This is a genomic window from uncultured Tateyamaria sp. (assembly GCF_947503705.1).
Classification (GTDB): Bacteria; Pseudomonadota; Alphaproteobacteria; order Rhodobacterales; family Rhodobacteraceae; genus Tateyamaria.
Map to the genome: position 1 here is coordinate 114,466 of NZ_CANNES010000006.1, position 16,004 is coordinate 130,469.

Annotated in this window: 16 protein-coding genes; 8 read left to right on the top strand and 8 right to left on the bottom strand. The window is 62.2% G+C overall.

Annotated features, from left to right (window positions below; genetic code table 11):
* Nucleotides 1-129 precede the first annotated feature (129 nt).
* Genes lptF through rsmA form a run of 6 tightly spaced genes read left to right on the top strand, consistent with a single transcriptional unit; the run spans nucleotide 130 to nucleotide 7,641 of the window.
* A complete protein-coding gene (lptF, locus tag Q1A44_RS14515) occupies nucleotides 130-1,284 on the top strand; it encodes an LPS export ABC transporter permease LptF (protein WP_366942606.1) in 1,155 nt (384 codons plus the stop codon).
* Nucleotides 1,281-2,378 (top strand): LPS export ABC transporter permease LptG, encoded by a 1,098-nt coding sequence (gene lptG, locus Q1A44_RS14520; protein WP_299626552.1) that lies wholly within the window; start codon nucleotides 1,281-1,283, stop codon nucleotides 2,376-2,378. Before lptF ends, lptG begins: the two co-directional genes overlap by 4 nt.
* Nucleotides 2,371-4,551 (top strand): LPS assembly protein LptD, encoded by a 2,181-nt coding sequence (gene lptD, locus Q1A44_RS14525; protein ID WP_299626555.1) that lies wholly within the window; start codon nucleotides 2,371-2,373, stop codon nucleotides 4,549-4,551. Before lptG ends, lptD begins: the two co-directional genes overlap by 8 nt.
* Nucleotides 4,548-5,789, top strand: coding sequence for a peptidylprolyl isomerase (locus tag Q1A44_RS14530; RefSeq protein ID WP_299626559.1), 1,242 nt, complete (start codon nucleotides 4,548-4,550; stop codon nucleotides 5,787-5,789). The genes lptD and Q1A44_RS14530 overlap by 4 nt, the downstream gene beginning before the upstream one ends.
* Before the next feature lie 7 nt (nucleotides 5,790-5,796).
* Nucleotides 5,797-6,762 (top strand): 4-hydroxythreonine-4-phosphate dehydrogenase PdxA, encoded by a 966-nt coding sequence (gene pdxA, locus Q1A44_RS14535; protein ID WP_299626562.1) that lies wholly within the window; start codon nucleotides 5,797-5,799, stop codon nucleotides 6,760-6,762.
* Nucleotides 6,763-6,798: 36 nt separating this feature from the next.
* Nucleotides 6,799-7,641 carry a 16S rRNA (adenine(1518)-N(6)/adenine(1519)-N(6))-dimethyltransferase RsmA gene (rsmA, locus tag Q1A44_RS14540; RefSeq protein WP_299626565.1) on the top strand — a complete coding sequence of 281 codons (843 nt, stop codon included), beginning with the start codon at nucleotides 6,799-6,801 and terminating at the stop codon, nucleotides 7,639-7,641.
* 3 nt (nucleotides 7,642-7,644) lie between these two features.
* Here the strand turns inward: rsmA and Q1A44_RS14545 are convergent, their stop codons facing one another.
* From Q1A44_RS14545 to prfA, 3 genes are all read right to left on the bottom strand, one after another.
* Nucleotides 7,645-8,232, bottom strand: a complete 588-nt coding sequence (locus Q1A44_RS14545; RefSeq protein WP_299626568.1) for a DUF4167 domain-containing protein — start codon at nucleotides 8,230-8,232, stop codon at nucleotides 7,645-7,647.
* Nucleotides 8,233-8,433: 201 nt separating this feature from the next.
* Nucleotides 8,434-9,249 carry a peptide chain release factor N(5)-glutamine methyltransferase gene (gene prmC, locus Q1A44_RS14550; RefSeq protein WP_299626908.1) on the bottom strand — a complete coding sequence of 272 codons (816 nt, stop codon included), beginning with the start codon at nucleotides 9,247-9,249 and terminating at the stop codon, nucleotides 8,434-8,436.
* A gap of 14 nt (nucleotides 9,250-9,263) precedes the next feature.
* Nucleotides 9,264-10,313: a peptide chain release factor 1 gene (prfA, locus tag Q1A44_RS14555; RefSeq protein ID WP_299626571.1), complete on the bottom strand. Its 1,050-nt coding sequence runs from the start codon at nucleotides 10,311-10,313 to the stop codon at nucleotides 9,264-9,266.
* Nucleotides 10,314-10,374: 61 nt separating this feature from the next.
* On the opposite strand from prfA, the gene Q1A44_RS14560 reads away from it, so the two are divergent.
* Nucleotides 10,375-10,686, top strand: coding sequence for a hypothetical protein (locus tag Q1A44_RS14560; protein ID WP_299626574.1), 312 nt, complete (start codon nucleotides 10,375-10,377; stop codon nucleotides 10,684-10,686).
* Here the strand turns inward: Q1A44_RS14560 and Q1A44_RS14565 are convergent.
* From Q1A44_RS14565 to Q1A44_RS14580, 4 genes are read right to left on the bottom strand one after another with little or no spacing between them, the layout of a single operon-like run.
* The gene (locus Q1A44_RS14565; RefSeq protein WP_299626577.1) at nucleotides 10,624-11,040 is read right to left on the bottom strand and encodes a DUF1499 domain-containing protein; all 417 of its coding nucleotides are present in this window, start codon (nucleotides 11,038-11,040) and stop codon (nucleotides 10,624-10,626) included. The two genes, Q1A44_RS14560 and Q1A44_RS14565, sit on opposite strands and share 63 nt — an antisense overlap.
* Before the next feature lie 34 nt (nucleotides 11,041-11,074).
* Entirely contained in the window at nucleotides 11,075-12,019 is a 945-nt protein-coding gene (speB, locus tag Q1A44_RS14570; protein ID WP_299626580.1) for an agmatinase, read from the bottom strand.
* Complete coding sequence (gene speB, locus Q1A44_RS14575; protein ID WP_299626583.1) at nucleotides 12,012-12,980, bottom strand: agmatinase; 969 nt, start codon at nucleotides 12,978-12,980, stop codon at nucleotides 12,012-12,014. The genes speB (Q1A44_RS14570) and speB (Q1A44_RS14575) overlap by 8 nt, the downstream gene beginning before the upstream one ends.
* Nucleotides 12,981-13,033: 53 nt before the next feature.
* Complete coding sequence (locus tag Q1A44_RS14580; protein WP_299626586.1) at nucleotides 13,034-14,197, bottom strand: M20 aminoacylase family protein; 1,164 nt, start codon at nucleotides 14,195-14,197, stop codon at nucleotides 13,034-13,036.
* A gap of 63 nt (nucleotides 14,198-14,260) precedes the next feature.
* Here Q1A44_RS14580 and mazG point away from each other — a divergent pair, with 63 nt between their 5' ends.
* The gene (gene mazG, locus Q1A44_RS14585; protein WP_299626589.1) at nucleotides 14,261-15,082 is read left to right on the top strand and encodes a nucleoside triphosphate pyrophosphohydrolase; all 822 of its coding nucleotides are present in this window, start codon (nucleotides 14,261-14,263) and stop codon (nucleotides 15,080-15,082) included.
* Here mazG and Q1A44_RS14590 read toward each other — a convergent pair.
* Nucleotides 15,069-15,938 (bottom strand): hypothetical protein, encoded by an 870-nt coding sequence (locus Q1A44_RS14590; RefSeq protein WP_299626591.1) that lies wholly within the window; start codon nucleotides 15,936-15,938, stop codon nucleotides 15,069-15,071. The two genes, mazG and Q1A44_RS14590, sit on opposite strands and share 14 nt — an antisense overlap.
* Nucleotides 15,939-16,004 lie beyond the last annotated feature (66 nt).

Here is a 16,004-nt window from a genome sequence, read left to right on the forward strand (position 1 = left end):
CTGTCAAATGCGGGGTTTCAGACAGACCTAACGCGCCCACCCGCCGCTGACCAGCGCCGATGAAACGTTTAGGAGTTTTCCCCGTCTTACACATGCGTTAGCTTGGGCGAAACGCTGCCGCGTCATAACATGAAAACGACCACCGAGCGGGGGACCACCTTGGCAAAGTTTGACCGCTATATGCTGTCGCAACTGCTTGTGCTGTTTGGCTTTTTTGCGCTTGTTCTGGTGGCCGTCTTCTGGATCAACCGGGCCGTTCAGCTGTTTGATCGGTTGATAGGTGACGGACAGACAGCGCTTGTCTTTCTCGAATTCACCGCTCTGGGGTTGCCGCGGCTCATCACAACCGTTTTGCCCATCGCGGCCTTTGCGGCCACGATTTATCTCACCAACCGGCTCAACAACGAAAGCGAGCTGACGGTGATGATGGCCACAGGCAGCTCGCCCTGGCGGCTGGCCTGGCCGGTCACGATCTTTGGGCTGATCGCGGGCCTCATGATGAGCGTGCTCAGCCATTTCCTCGTGCCTGCCGCCGCTGCACAACTCAGTGAACGCGAGGTCGAAGTTTCGCGCAACATTACATCGCGCCTGCTGACCGAGGGCACGTTTCTCAGCCCCTCAACCGGCGTCACCTTCTACAGCCGCGCCATCGGCGAGGATGGCGTGCTGCGCGACGTGTTTCTGGCCGACCGGCGCGATGACAGCGAGCGGATGATCTATACCGCAGCCGAGGCCTATCTTGTGCGCAACAATGACGGCACATCGCTGATCATGGTCGATGGGCTGGCCCAACGGCTGACCGAGCCAGGCAAACGCCTGTCGACAGCCAAGTTTCAGGACTTTTCCTTTGATATCACAGGGCTGATGAGAACGGACGATGCCATCGACCCCTCGATTACCTATCTTAGCAGCCCCGCCCTGATGGGCGATTGGGCGAACGTGGCCACACAGAACAACACCACCACCGGGGCGGTAGCCGAAGAGTTGCACAGCCGGTTCGCCCGGGCGGCGTTTTGCTTTGTCACCGGGCTGATCGGCTTTGCAACCTTGCTTGTGGGGGGCTATTCCCGCTTTGGGGTCTGGCGCGAGATCGTGATCGCCTTTTTGCTGCTTGTGGCGTTGGATGGCGTCCGTTCCACCCTCTCGGCGCCCGTACTGAACGACGCGCGGATGTGGCCCATTCTCTACCTGCCTGCGCTCGTGGGCGGGCTGACCGTCATCGGGCTGTTGTGGACGGCAGCCCACCCCGGCATCTGGCGACGACGCTTGCGAGGACTGGCATGATCCTGCATCTCTATTTCGCCCGGCGCTTTGCCATGGGGCTTTTGCTGATCGCCACCGTGCTCACTGCGTTGATCGTTCTGGTAGACCTCATCGACCAAACGCGGCGGTTCTCGGACCTGAGCGTGTCCTTTGGCCAGCGGCTTGGGCTGACCTTTCTGAATGCGCCGGAAACCATCAACCAGATCCTGCCGCTGATCATGATCCTGGGCACCGTGTCGCTGTTCATCTCGCTTGCGTGGTCGTCCGAGCTTGTGGTGATGCGGGCCGCGGGACGCTCTGCCATGCGGGCGCTGGTGGCCCCCGTGACGGTTGCCCTGCTCTTGGGGCTCTTTGCCACCTCGACGCTGGGTCCGCTGGTGGCGGCAACCTCGAAACGCTACGCCACCCTGTCGGAAACCTACAGATCCGGCGGCGCCTCTGCTCTGTCGATCTCTGAAAACGGGCTCTGGCTGCGCCAGGGCGGCGCGCAGGGGCAAACGGTGATCCGGGCCAGCCGGTCCAATGCGGATGCCTCGGTGCTTTATGATGTGACATTCGTGGCCTACGCACCCCAGGGCGGCCCGGTGCGGCGGATCGAGGCGGCCAGCGCCGCACTGCAACCGGGCGGCTGGTCCCTGCGTCAGGCCAAGGTCTGGCCGCTGACCACCGGCCTCAATCCCGAAGCGAACGCCGCAACCCACGATATCCTCGTGGTGCCTTCGACCCTGACGCTCGACCGCATTCGCGAAAGTCTGGGCACGCCCGCCAATGTCTCGATCTGGGACATGCCACAATTCATCACCCAGCTGGAACAGGCAGGCTTTTCCGCGCGGCGCCACCACGTTTGGTTCCAATCCGAACTCGCCCGCCCTGTGTTCCTGATGGGCATGGTTCTGGTTGCCGCAGCCTTTACGATGCGCCATACCCGATTTGGGGGGACCGGCATGGCAGTGCTGGCCGCGGTACTACTGGGGTTCGGGTTGTATTTCATTCGCAGCTTTGCGCAGATTTTAGGTGAAAACGGGCAGATACCGATCATGCTGGCCGCATGGGCGCCGCCGGTGGCCTCGATTCTGCTGGCCCTTGGGCTGTTGTTGCAGGCCGAAGATGGCTAGGGCCTTCCGGCCATCGGGATACGCCGCCCTTTTGGTCCTGCTTTTGACGGCAACGGGCCTCTGGGCCCAGGAGGCACCCGAAACCAAAGCACCGCCGCCCGCTGTTCTGATTGCCGACGATATCCAGGTGACTCGCGACCGAGTGCTGATTGCGAGCGGCAATGTCGAGGCGTTTCAGGGCACCACCCGGCTGACTGCTGGAGAAATCCGCTATGACCAGAACACCGGCGCGCTTTCCATCACGGGGCCGATCACGATCGAAGACGGCAACGGCACCACGATCCTCGCCAATCAGGCGGAACTGAGCCGCGATTTGCAAAACGGGCTGCTGACCGGCGCGCGGCTGGTGCTGAACGATCAATTGCAACTGGCCGCGGTCCAGATGAACCGGGTCGGCGGGCGCTACACCCAGCTTTACAAGACTGCCGTGACCTCCTGCCGGATTTGCGAGGATGACCCAACGCCGCCGCTTTGGCAGATCCGGGCCAAACGGGTGGTGCATGACCGCGAAGAACGGCAACTTTATTTCGACGAGGCACAGTTCCGGATCAAAGGCACGCCGGTGTTTTACCTGCCCCGGCTGCGCCTGCCCGATCCGACGCTGAAACGGGCCACCGGCTTTCTGATCCCTTCCGTCAAATCAACTTCGCAATTGGGGACCGGGATCAAGGTGCCCTATTTCATCCGGCTGGGCGATCACCGGGATCTGACGCTGACGCCGTACCTGTCTGGCAACACGCGCACGCTGGAATTCCGCTACCGGCAAGCCTTTACCCGTGGGCGCATCGCTTTTGAGGGGGCGATCACGGACGACGATCTGGAACCGGGCAACGGCCGGGGCTATCTCTTTGGGATCGGACAATTTGCACTCAAACGGGACTTTGTTCTGCAATTCGACATCGAAGTGACTTCGGACGACGCCTACCTCAAGGATTACGGCTTTTCGGACAAGGACAGGCTGGACAGCGAACTCAGGGTCAGCCGGACGAAACGCGACGAATATATCCGGCTCAGCTATATCAACTTCAAATCGCTGCGCGACGGCGAAGATAACGACACGCTGCCCACGGACGTGATCGACGCACTCTATGAACGGCGGTTGTTTCCCCGGGCCATCGGGGGCGAGTTCCGGCTGACGGCGGCGGCGCATACTCATTTCCGGCATTCCAGCGTGGATGTCGACGCCAATGGCGACGGGATCGTGGACGGGCGGGATGTATTTCGGGTGAATGTCGACGCGGAATGGCTGCGCAACCTCCAATGGGGCGGCCTGCAAGTGCAGACAACACTTGGGGTGTCGGCGGACGCGTTCCGCGTGAACCAGGACAGCACCTTTGACGACAGCGATAGCGGCATCGCCCCAAAGGCCGCCGTGACCCTGCGCTATCCGCTGGTCCATTACGGCAAGAATGCCAGCAACCTGATCGAACCCGTGGTGCAATTCGGTTGGGTCGGTGGCGATGGGCTTGCCGTCCCGAATGAAGAAAGCACGCGGGTCGAATTTGACGAGGGCAACCTTTTGTCACTGTCGCGCTTTCCCGCCCCTGACGTGCGCGAACGGGGCTGGGCCGTGGCCTATGGCGCGTCCTGGGCGCGGTACGGGGCCGATACGTGGTCGGCAAACCTGACGATGGGTCAGGTCCTGCGCGAGGACGCGCAGGCGGATTTCACTGAAACCTCAGGGCTGGCCACGACCACCTCTGATTTCCTTCTGGCCGGTCAGCTCAAGTTCAATGGCGGGCTGGCGGTATCGGGGCGCACGCTCTTTGATGAAAACTTTGACGTGTCCAAGGCCGAGGTGCGTGGCGACTGGAGCAATCAGCGCCTCGATCTGGGGGGCAGCTATATCTGGATTTCGGATGATGCGGCCGAAGACCGGCTGTCCCCGATCAGCGAGTTCACCTTTGACGGGGCCTACCGGATCGACCGGTTCTGGACGGCCAGCCTTGACTGGCGCTACGACCTCGAAGAGGGGCGCGCCGCCACTGCAGGGGCGGGACTGAGCTATTCCAACGAATGCGTGACCATCGCCATGTCGGTGAACCGGCGCTATACCTCGTCAACAAGTGTTGAGCCTTCCACCAGTCTGGGGTTAACAGTATCCTTGCGGGGCTTTTCGGCTGATACCGGGGGCACCACACACACGCGATCATGCGGAAAGCAGGCGAAATGAGCGGTAAGACCATGAAACAGCTGATCCAGACGGCAGCCTCCCTTTGCATAGTGGCGGCGCTGACGCCCGCCACCGCTGTGGCGCAAAACCTCTTTTCCAAGGCCGCACAGGTGGACGAGGCGGTCATCACCGAATTTGAAGTGCAACAGCGCATCAGGTTCCTGCAAGTGCTGGGCACCCCCGTGGGCACGCGCGCGGACGTGCTGGACGAGTTGATCAAGGACCGCCTGCGCGAGGCCGCGACAATCCAATCTGGCATCACCCTGTCGAACGAGGATCTGCAACAGGGGCTGACGGATTTTGCCGCCCGCGCCCAGCTTTCTGCCGAAGAGTTCGTGAAGGGCCTCGAAAGTGAAGGGATCGCCCGCGAAACCTTCCGCGACTTTGTCGCCACCTCGATCATCTGGCGCGACTACATCCGCGCCCGCTTCGGCGCGCGGGTCCAGATTTCGGACGAAGAAGTGGACCGCGCCGTGCAATCCGTGGGCACCAATACCGGCATCGAAGTGCTGGTGTCAGAGATCATCATCCCCGCGCCACCAGACCGCGCCGCCGCCGTGCAAGCCCAGGCCGAAGAGATTGCCGAAAGCACGACCGAAGCGGAGTTTTCCAACTACGCCCGCCGTTTTTCCGCGACTGCTTCGCGGGGCAACGGGGGCCGTTTGAACTGGCTGCCGATCACCGAACTGCCCCCGCCGCTGCGCCCGATCCTGCTGGCGCTGGGTCAGGGCGAAGTCACCGCCCCTCTGCCTATCCCCAATGCAGTGGCGCTGTTCCAACTACGTGACATCCGCGAAACAGACACGCCTGATCCAGAATATGCCGCCATCGAATATGCGGCTTACTACATCGCCGGCGGGCGCACGCCCGAGGCCCTGTCGCGCGCCGCCGCGATCCGCGCCCGCGTGGACCGCTGTGACGACCTTTATGGCGTGGCCCAGGGTCAGCCCGAAAATGTTCTGGAGCGGGGCAGCCTGACGCCCGAAGAGATCCCTCAGGACATCGCCATTGAACTGGCCAAGCTGGACCCGGGCGAAGTCTCTACCGCGCTGACGCGGGCCAATGGCGAAACGCTGGTCTTCCTGATGCTGTGCGGGCGCACGCTTGTCCTGCCCGAAGACCAGGAGGTCGACCGCCAGGCTGTGGCCGCACAACTGCGCAACAGCCGCCTGACCGCCTTTTCCGATACGCTTCTGGAAGAGCTGCGCGCCGACGCCACCATTCGCATTTTTGAGTGATAGGGTCATGACCGGCGCACCCGTCGCCATCACCTGTGGCGAACCGGCCGGCATCGGCCCCGAGGTGGCGGCCAAGGGCTGGGCGGCGCTGCGCGGCGAGGTGCCCATGGTCTGGATCGGTGACCCGCGCCATTTGCCTGGCGGCACGCCCGTCACGATCGTGTCAGACGCGTCCGAGGCCCCTGCCGTCTGCGCCGACACCCTGCCCGTCCTGCACCATGCGTTCGCCGGCCCGGCCACGCCAGGCACGGCAGACCCCGGCAACGCCCAAGGCGTGATCGACGTGATCGCCCGCGGTGTCGATCTTGTACGCGCAGGTGGCGCCTGCGCCCTTTGCACGGCGCCCATCCACAAAAAGGTGCTGATGGACGGTGCGGATTTCGCTTATCCCGGCCACACCGAATACCTTGAGGCGCTGACGGACGCGCCCCGCGCGGTGATGATGCTCGCCTCTGACGAACTGCGCGTGGTGCCCACCACAATCCACATCGCGCTGGATCAGGTTGCCACCGCACTGACGCCGGATTTGTTGCGCACAACCATTCAAATCACGGCCGCAGGCCTGCGCGACCAATTCGGGATCGAAGCGCCCAGGCTGGTCGTCGCGGGCCTCAATCCCCATGCGGGCGAAGGCGGGGCCATGGGCCGCCAGGAACTGGACTGGATCGCGGCGCTCGTGGCCGAAGTCGCGGCCACCGGCATCGACGTCACTGGCCCCTGGCCCGGCGACACGCTCTTTCACGCCGCCGCCCGCACCCGTTATGACGCGGCCATCTGCATGTATCACGACCAGGCCCTGATCCCGATCAAGACGCTGGATTTCGACCGGGGTGTGAACGTAACCCTGGGCTTACCGATCATCCGCACCTCTCCCGATCACGGGACCGCCTTTGACATCGCGGGGCGCGGCATCGCCAACCCGACGAGTATGATCGAGGCGATCAAGCTGGCCGCGCGGATGGCAAATGGGTAAAGCCTCCGGCGGGCATATTTTGGGAACAATGAAAACATGAGTGCCATCGACGATCTGCCGCCGTTATCCCGTGTGATTGCCGATCACGGGCTGAGCGCGCGTAAGTCCTTGGGCCAGAACTTTCTGCTGGATCTGAACCTCACGGCCAAGATTGCACGGCAGGCAGGGGATTTGACCGGGGTGGATGTGCTCGAGATCGGGCCCGGGCCTGGTGGGCTGACCCGCGGCCTTTTGGCAGAAGGCGCGCGCAAGGTACTCGCCATTGAAAAGGATGCGCGGTGCCTGCCGGCTCTGGGCGAGATTGTGGGTGCTTATCCGGGTCGGTTGCAGGTGATCGAAGGCGACGCGTTAGACATTGATCCGCTGGCCCACCTTGAAGCACCCATCCGGGTGGCGGCCAACCTGCCCTACAATGTGGGCACCGAATTGCTGGTCCGTTGGCTCACGCCGCCCGACTGGCCGCCCTTCTGGCAATCGCTGACGCTCATGTTTCAGCGCGAAGTGGCCGAACGGATCGTGGCGGCCCCCGGTTCAAAAGCTTATGGGCGGCTTGCCTTGCTGGCCCAATGGCGGGCCGATGCCAAGATCGTTATGTCGCTACCCCCCGAGGCTTTCACGCCGCCGCCCAAGGTATCCAGCGCCGTGGTCCACCTGACGGCCCTGCCCGCCCCCCGGTTCGAAGCGGATGCGCTGGTGTTGAACCGGGTTGTGGCGGCGGCCTTTAACCAGCGGCGCAAAATGCTGCGCTCGGCCCTCAAGGGCATTGCACCCGATATCGAGGACCGGCTTCGCGCAGCCGGTATAGCGCCCACAGAGCGGGCGGAACAGGTATCTCTCGAAGGGTTTTGCGCGCTCGCCCGGGCGGTTGCCGCAGGCTAGCGCCTATTCTGCCGCCTCAGGTGCCGAACCGCTGTCTGGCGTCGGCGTCTCTTCGTCAGTGGGTGCTTTGGGCTTGCGGGTCCGGGTGCGCGGCTTGGGCTTGGGTTTGCTCTCTGGCGTCTCAACCAGACCGCTGTCGCCTTCGGCCTCGACCACATCAGGTTGGGGCGCCTCGGTCGGATCAGACGGGGGCGCAGGTTGTGCCGCCTCCTGCTCCTGACGGGCGGCGCGCTCGCGGTCACGCTCGGCCTGACGTTCACGGTTCTGGCGATCCTGTTCGGCCTGCCGTTCGCGGTTCTGGCGGTCCTGCTCTTCGCGGCGGGCATCAATCTCGCGCTGCGCCTCGCTCAGCATCCGCAGGTAGTGCTCTGCGTGCTGCTGGAAATTCTCTGTTGCCACCCGGTCGCCGGACAGCTGCGCGTCGCGCGCAAGCTGGTTGTACTTGTCGATGATCTGCTGCGGCGTGCCGCGCACCTTGCCCTCTGGGCCGGAACTGTCAAAGACACGATTTACGACGTTGCCACCGCCACCGCTGTTGTTGTTGCGGCTGCGATTGTTCTTGGACCGGGACCGTGATCTCGAAGATTTCATGTAGTCTGTTCAGCTCTCTGGCAGTGTTTTGCTGATCGCCTTGTGGTGCAGTATTGGCACCATCCTCATAACACGCGGCGATCTATCGGGCGAAGACCGTATGCAGGGCAACATGCCATAACACCGGGTCTGCGCATGAATAAGCATGGGTTTGGTTCCAGAACAAGTCCAAATCCCGCATTCGGGGCATTTTTGCGCGCCCTATGCGGGATTTTGCGCAACAACCACCCGGTCACGACGATCCAGATCCGGCAGAATGCGCACCGATCCCCAGCCTTCGCGCTCAAAGATGCGGCGCACATCAGGCCCCTGTTCATGACCGATCTCACACAGAACACGGCCCCGCGGGGTCAGGTAACTGCCCGCCTCCGCTGCAATGATCCGGTAGGCTGACAGCCCGTCGCCCTCATCTGTCAGGGCCATGCGCGGCTCATGATCGCGCAGCTCTGGCGATACCTCATCCATCTCGAAGGCGGCCAGGTAGGGCGGGTTCGCCACGATCAGGTCAAAGCGGCCTTCGACACCCTCGAACCAGTCGCCGGTGATGATCTGAGCGCGGTCTGCCACGTCGTTGAGAACGGCATTGGCGCTGGCCTGCAAACAGGCCGCCTCGCTCAGATCAATGCCGAGGCCCTTTGCGTCCTGTCGTTCCGCCAGAAGAGTGACAAGAATGCAGCCCGATCCGGTGCCCAGGTCCAGCACACGGGCGAAATCTTCCGCCAGGGCCGCCTCGATCAATGTCTCGGTCTCGGGGCGCGGGTCCAGCACATCGCCGCTGATCTTGAAGCGACGGCCATAAAACTCCCGCTCGCCGATCAGGTGGCTGACGGGCACGCGCACGGCGCGCAAGGCAATCAGATTATCATAGCGCTCCGCAATCTCGGGTGCGATATCCTCGGGCGCGATCAGGGTCACACGGGCCGCATCCACCTGCGCCGCATGGGCCAGAAGCAGCCGGGCATCACGCGCGGGGTCCGGCACACCAGCCGCCCGCAATCGCGCTGTGGCGGACGCCATCGCCTGGGCCGCGGTCACGTGCCCATCTCCGCCATCATGCGGGCTTGCGCATCCGCGGTCAGCGCATCAATCACGTCGTTCAGGTCCCCCTGCATGATCTGATCCAGCTTATAAAGCGTCAGATTGATCCGGTGATCGGTCATGCGGCCTTGGGGGAAATTATAGGTGCGGATACGCTCGGACCGGTCACCCGATCCCACTTGCGCCGCGCGGTCCGCCGAACGTTCGCTGTCAACCCGCTGCCGCTCCAGATCATAAAGGCGTGCGCGCAAGACCTGCATGGCAATCTCGCGGTTGCGGTGTTGGGATTTTTCCGAACTGGTAACGACAAGGCCCGTGGGCAGGTGCGTGATGCGTACGGCACTGTCGGTTGTGTTCACGTGCTGCCCGCCCGCCCCCGAGGCACGCATGGTATCGATGCGAATATCCCCGGGGTTGATGTCGATATCCACGTCTTCCGCCTCTGGCAGAACGGCCACCGTGGCAGCAGATGTATGGATGCGCCCGCCGCTTTCGGTTGTGGGCACACGCTGTACCCGGTGCACACCGGATTCGTATTTCAACCGGGCAAAGACGTTCTCGCCCTTGATATGAGCCACCACTTCCTTGATGCCGCCCAACTCGGTGGCCTGCTCTTCAATGATCTCCACACGCCAGCCCTGCGCCTCTGCATAACGCTGATACATGCGCAGCAAGTCACCCGCAAAAAGGGCGGCTTCATCGCCCCCCGTCCCGGGTCGTATCTCCAGCATCGCAGGACGGGCATCAGCGGCATCCTTGGGCAACAGCGACAGTTGCAAGGCGGCCTCGGCTTCCGGCAAAGCCGCCTTCAACCGGGGCACTTCCTCCGCGGCCAGCTCCGCCATGTCGGGATCGTCCAGCATCGCTTCGGCCTCGCCCAACTCATCCACCAGACGGGTATAGGTCTCGATCTGCTCCACCACCGGGCGCAAATCGGAATACTCCTTGGCCAGCACCGCAATATCGTCCGACCCAGCCGCCATCGCCGCTTCAAGATATTGAAAGCGTTGGGTGATCTGAATAAGGCGGTCTTGCGCGATCATGTCGCGGGTTTGATCCAAGCAGGGCCTTTGGTCAAGAGGCCGTTCGTGCTATATGGAGCGCATGAAAAAGCTTATCGTTCTTTCCGCCCTCATGGTCAGCCCGGTACTCACCCCGGCTCTGGCCGATGTCACCAGCCCCTCCGGCAAAACGGTCGAATGCTACTGCACCGACAAATCCGGCGCCCGGGTCGAGCTTGGTCAAACTGTCTGTCTGAACGTGGGCGGGCGCATGTTCATGGCGCAATGCCAGATGTCGCTGAACTCGCCCATGTGGCGAGAGGTCGAACAAGGATGCCTCAGTTCGTCGCTGTCATCCCCGTTCGGCGACAGCCCGCAACCGCTCCAGTCGTTTGCCGTTCACTCCCAGATCTGATCGGCCAAAGCGCAGGCGCGCGAACATCCGGATCTGACCGTCCACATACTCGACTGTGGTAAAATCGGGAAAGCCGATCCACTTGCTGCGTGTGCGATAGGTTACACGCCTGTCATCCACAGACCCGGCAATCACATCCGTGCGTGGCAGGGCACGGGCTGCGGCATCAATGCGGGCCAAGGCGTCTGGCTCGGCCTCAAAAACCCGGATCGCCCCGCCGGTCAGATCCTGGCTCTCAGTCGCCTCAACCGGCTGATGCCAACGGCGCGCATCCGTGGGCGCCAACCGCACGAACAACGAACCAGAGATCACGAAAACTAAAATAAAAACAAGTAGATACACGACGAGCTTCATCTTTCATTGTTCCAGTAAATATTCAATCGCGCCATCAACGATAGGCAACGCCAGGCAAAATACACAACAGTTCATACAGGATATTCGCCCCCGTGAGCGCCGTATTGCCGGACGTATCATAGGGTGGTGACACCTCCACCAGATCACAGCCCACAATGTTCACCCCTTTCAGCGCCCGGATCAGCTGCATTGCCTGCGGCGTGGTCAACCCACCGATCTCCGGTGTCCCGGTGCCCGGCGCATAAGCCGGATCAAGGCTGTCGATGTCGTAGGTGACATAAACCGGCCCGTCGCCAATATCGCGGCGAATCTCGGCGCCAAGCGTGCTCAGGTCACGGCCCCACAGCTCGGGCGCCAGAAACTGCTGAAACCCCCAACCGGCCGCTTCGGTAAAGTCTTCTGCCGAATAACCCGTACCGCGCAGCCCAATCTGGTAGGTTTTTGAGGGGTTTATCAGCCCTTCTTCATAGGCGCGGCGAAACACGGTTCCGTGGGTCTCACGCTCACCAAACATCTCATCGTTAACGTCCGCATGGGCATCCACATGGACCAGGGCCACGGGCCCATGACGCTTGGCAATACCCCTCAGGATCGGCAAGGTGATCGAATGATCTCCCCCAATGGCCATGGGGATCACATCAAAGTTGAGGATTGCATCATAACTCTCTGAAATAATGCGCAGACTATCCGCCAGCGAAAAAGTATTGATCGCCAGATCGCCAATATCGGCAACCTGCAGACTGTCAAAGGGCGCGGCACCCGTCTGCAAATTGTAAGGCCGGATCATCGCAGACTCAGACCGCACCTGCTTGGGGCCAAAACGCGTCCCCGACCGCCAGGACGTCCCGATATCCATCGGAATGCCCAGCACCGCCACATCCAACCCCAAAAGGTCATTGGCAAAGGGCAGGCGCATGAACGTGTTCGGCCCCGAAAATCGGGCCAGCTCATTGCCACTGATGGGCTGGTTCTTAGGCACCTTCCCGCATCCTCCACCCCAGCAACTGACATATTTCAACGGCCACATGGGCACCTGCAATCGCCGTGGCGCCCGTGGTGTCAAAGGGCGGGGAAACCTCCACAATGTCACCGCCGCGAATGTTCACACCTGCAAGGCCGCGCAGCAACGCCGCGGCCTGGGCTGACGACAGCCCGCCCCACACCGGCGTCCCCGTTCCCGGGGCAAAGGCGGGGTCAAGCCCGTCAATGTCAAAGCTGAGGTAACAGGGCCGATCCCCGACAATCTCGCGCGCCCGCGCGGCGGCGGCTTCCGGCCCGATCCGGTGAAATTCGGGCGCGTCGATGATGTTCACGCCCAGCGTATCCTCATTCGTGGTCCGTATCCCGATCTGGACCGAGGTGGCCGGGTCCACGATCCCCGACTTCACCGCCTTGTAAAACATCGTGCCGTGATCCACGCGATCCATGTCGTCATCGGCCCATGTGTCGGTGTGGGCATCCACCTGGATCAGCGAAATCGGGCCATAAACTTCGGCATAGGCCTTGAGGATCGGAAAGGAGATATAGTGATCGCCGCCCAGCACCACGCTGGCGGCACCCGCCTCCAAAATCCCGCGAATATGTGCGGTCAACGCCGCGGGAAAGGCAGGCACATCCGCATAATCGAACGCCACATCGCCATAATCCACGATGATCCTCTCGCTCAGCACGTCAAAGGGCCAACCATAGGGCGCATCGGGCGCTTGCAGCGACGACGCCTCGCGGATTGCGCGCGGCCCCAGCCGCGTGCCCGGGCGGTTCGTCACCGCCTGATCAAACGGCACGCCCGTCACCGCAATATCCACGCCGCTCAGGTCCTTGGTATAGCGGCGGCGCAAAAACGATGTCGCCCCGCCAAAGGTCAGCTCATAGGACGGCCCGCGCGGATCATCGCGGGTAAAGGCATGGTCGATTTGGCTTTTGGCATCTTCAAGGGCCATCACGCGTCTTTCTTCTGTGTTCCAAAATTCCCGGGGGGCAGCGCCCCCATCCGCTAGCGCAAGGGTTGGGCCGTCTCGACCAATCGGGCGAAAAATGACGCGCCAATCGGCGCAACCTCATCGTTGAAGTTGTATTTGGGGTGGTGCACGCCGGCCCCTTCACCCTGACCCAGCATCAGATAAGCGCCGGGGCGCGCCTCCAGCATATAGGAAAAATCCTCCGCCCCCATGACGGGCTGCAACCGATCTTCGACACCCGCGTCACCCGCCACTTCGGCGGCCACCAGCGCGGCAAAGGCTGTCTTGGCCGCGTCGTTCACGGTAGGCGGATACCCAAACTCAAACTTCAGTTCGGCGGTACAGCCATAGGCCGCGGCCTGGCCCGCCACGATCTCTTCCATCCGGCGCACCACCATCGCCTGCACCTCCTTGTCAAAGGTGCGGACCGTCCCATTGATATAGGCGGTCTCAGGGATCACGTTTTCAACTGTTCCGGTGTGGATCTGCGTGGTCGAAATGACCAGCGACCCGGCGGTGTTGTGGTTGCGGCTGGTGATGGTCTGCAACGCCGTGACAATGCCACAGGCCGCCACAACCGGGTCCACGCAATCATAGGGGCGTGCGCCATGCCCACCCTTGCCGGTCACATGGATGTGGAACGTGTCGGCGGCGGCCATAATTGGCCCTGCGGTGGTGTGGAACGTGCCGAAATCCTTGCCCGGCGCATTGTGGATGGCATAGACCTCGCTGATGTCAAAGGTGTCCATGATGCCCTCCTGCACCATCACCTCGCCACCACCGCCCATCTCTTCGGCCGGTTGAAAGATCAGCGCGACGCGGCCGGCAAAGTTGCGCGTCTCCGCCAGGTATTTCGCGGCCCCCAGCAACATCGCCGTGTGCCCGTCATGGCCACAGGCATGCATTTTGCCCGGATGGGTCGAGGCATAATCGACCCCCGTTTCCTCCTCGATAGGCAGCGCATCAAAATCCGCGCGCAGGCCAATGGTCGGCCCTTCGCCCTGCCCTTCGATGATGGCGACGATACCTGTTTGCGCAATCCCGTCATGGATCTCGTCCACCCCGATCTCGTCTAGACGTGCGCGGATAAAGGCCGCCGTCTTGGGGCAGTCAAAGGACAATTCCGGGATCGAATGCAGATGTTGCCGCCACGCGGTCATCTCCGGGCCTAAGTCTCCAATACGGTTGATGATCGCCATGGCTGGACTCCTGATTGCGGGATGCGTCACATGACAGCAAATCCGAAACCACGGGGGCCTGCAATGGCTGACGATCTGATAAACGACCAAACGGCAGGAATTGAGCGTCTTTTGGAAATCATGCGCCGGTTGCGTGACCCCGAAACCGGCTGCCCCTGGGATATCGAGCAAACCTTCCAGACCATCGCGCCCTACACGATCGAAGAGGCCTACGAGGTCGCCGACGCGATCGAGCGCGCCGATTGGCCCGAGCTTGAGGGCGAGCTGGGCGATCTGTTGCTGCAATCGGTCTACCACACGGCCATGGGCGAAGAGGCCGGCCATTTCACCTTTCAAACCGTGGTCACCAACATTTCCAACAAGATGGTGGCCCGGCATCCGCATGTCTTTGGCGACGAAAGCCGCGATAAATCCGCCGAACAACAGACCCGTGACTGGGAAGCGATCAAGGCGTCCGAACGTGCGGGCAAAGCCCAAAAAGGCACGCTGGATGGCGTGGCGATGAACCTGCCCGCGCTCCTGCGCGCCCTCAAGCTGCAAAAACGGGCCGCCCGTGTGGGCTTTGACTGGCCCGACACGTCCCATGTGATCGACAAGATCAAGGAAGAAGCTGCGGAACTGGTCGAGGCCCGCGACACGATGGGCCACGACGAGATGGTCGACGAAATGGGCGATCTCTTGTTTGTCATGGCCAATCTCGCCCGCCATCTCGACATCGACCCCGAAGAAGCGCTGCGGCGCACCAACGCCAAATTCACCCGTCGCTTTGGCGCGGTCGAGGCGGCGCTGGCCGAGAGGGGCAAAACACCCCAAGACAGCACGCTAGAGGAAATGGACGCCCTCTGGAACAATGTCAAACAGGCCGAAAAGGCTAGCCGAAGCTGATCCCGTCCATTTTCGAAATCACATCAAGATCATGGGTATAACGCTCTGACCAAAAACGCTTTTCCGCATCGGAAAACGCGGCAAAACCACGCGGGCCCCTGTCGTCCTTATGCGCGCCCACGATCTCTTGCCACGCGGCCCTGTTCAACGTCTCACCCGCCCGGTAACGCACCTGCAACGCCTCCAGCGCGGCATCGGTGGCGCTCAGGTTCATCACGCGCTGCGGCTCTTTCAAAGCGTCTGCGTCCAGCCCCGGCACCATCCGCGCCAACAACGCCGCACTGGTCCCGCGTTCCGCATAAGGGATCACAGTCATGGTCTCGGGGCGCAGCACATCGCGCATCACCGCCAGTAACTCAGGCCAGCCGCGATCCATCGACAGATAATGCGGGCGCAGCGCCTCGAAATCCTCTACAGCATTGTCCTCGGCCCGCTTGCGATAGCCTGACACAAACAGCTCGTCATAGGGGCGCACGACAAAAAGCACATGGGCAATCGGCCGGTCCCAGGCCGCACGCAGCACAGCACATCGCGCCTCTGCCGCCGGATAAAACCGGCCCGACATGAAATGCATCATCCGGCCGGGAATATTCTCCTCCGACAGGATCAGGTTCCTGCCACCGCAATGATCTGCAAGGGTTTTTCGGGCCTTCGCAATGGCCGCCTCCGTCACCCCATCCTTGGGGCGCGGCAGGCGCAGCGCCAGCTTGCCCGACGGAATATCGTCGCGCCCCGGATAGGCCATGGCCCATCCCGCTGCCGCCAACGCCTTGCGATTGCGGTGCAAACACATCTGAAACGACGATGTGCCCGTGCGATGCGCACCTGCGTGAAGGAATAGTCGAGCCTCAGCCATACCCGCCCTTATGCCAGCGCCGTGACAACGCGCAAGCTTTTGCGCAAACCCTGCGGGACGTTCTGG

Excerpts from the sequence above, each read along its gene's own strand:
- lptF (WP_366942606.1), top strand. The coding sequence starts at position 130 with ATGAAAACGACCACCGAGCGGGGGACCACCTTGGCAAAGTTTGACCGC.
- lptG (WP_299626552.1), top strand. The coding sequence starts at position 1,281 with ATGATCCTGCATCTCTATTTCGCCCGGCGCTTTGCCATGGGGCTTTTG.
- lptD (WP_299626555.1), top strand. The coding sequence starts at position 2,371 with ATGGCTAGGGCCTTCCGGCCATCGGGATACGCCGCCCTTTTGGTCCTG.
- Q1A44_RS14530 (WP_299626559.1), top strand. The coding sequence starts at position 4,548 with ATGAGCGGTAAGACCATGAAACAGCTGATCCAGACGGCAGCCTCCCTT.
- pdxA (WP_299626562.1), top strand. The coding sequence starts at position 5,797 with ATGACCGGCGCACCCGTCGCCATCACCTGTGGCGAACCGGCCGGCATC.
- rsmA (WP_299626565.1), top strand. The coding sequence starts at position 6,799 with ATGAGTGCCATCGACGATCTGCCGCCGTTATCCCGTGTGATTGCCGAT.
- Q1A44_RS14545 (WP_299626568.1), bottom strand. The coding sequence starts at position 8,232 with ATGAAATCTTCGAGATCACGGTCCCGGTCCAAGAACAATCGCAGCCGC.
- prmC (WP_299626908.1), bottom strand. The coding sequence starts at position 9,249 with ATGGCGTCCGCCACAGCGCGATTGCGGGCGGCTGGTGTGCCGGACCCC.
- prfA (WP_299626571.1), bottom strand. The coding sequence starts at position 10,313 with ATGATCGCGCAAGACCGCCTTATTCAGATCACCCAACGCTTTCAATAT.
- Q1A44_RS14560 (WP_299626574.1), top strand. The coding sequence starts at position 10,375 with ATGAAAAAGCTTATCGTTCTTTCCGCCCTCATGGTCAGCCCGGTACTC.
- Q1A44_RS14565 (WP_299626577.1), bottom strand. The coding sequence starts at position 11,040 with ATGAAGCTCGTCGTGTATCTACTTGTTTTTATTTTAGTTTTCGTGATC.
- speB (WP_299626583.1), bottom strand. The coding sequence starts at position 12,980 with ATGGCCCTTGAAGATGCCAAAAGCCAAATCGACCATGCCTTTACCCGC.
- Q1A44_RS14580 (WP_299626586.1), bottom strand. The coding sequence starts at position 14,197 with ATGGCGATCATCAACCGTATTGGAGACTTAGGCCCGGAGATGACCGCG.
- mazG (WP_299626589.1), top strand. The coding sequence starts at position 14,261 with ATGGCTGACGATCTGATAAACGACCAAACGGCAGGAATTGAGCGTCTT.
- Q1A44_RS14590 (WP_299626591.1), bottom strand. The coding sequence starts at position 15,938 with ATGGCTGAGGCTCGACTATTCCTTCACGCAGGTGCGCATCGCACGGGC.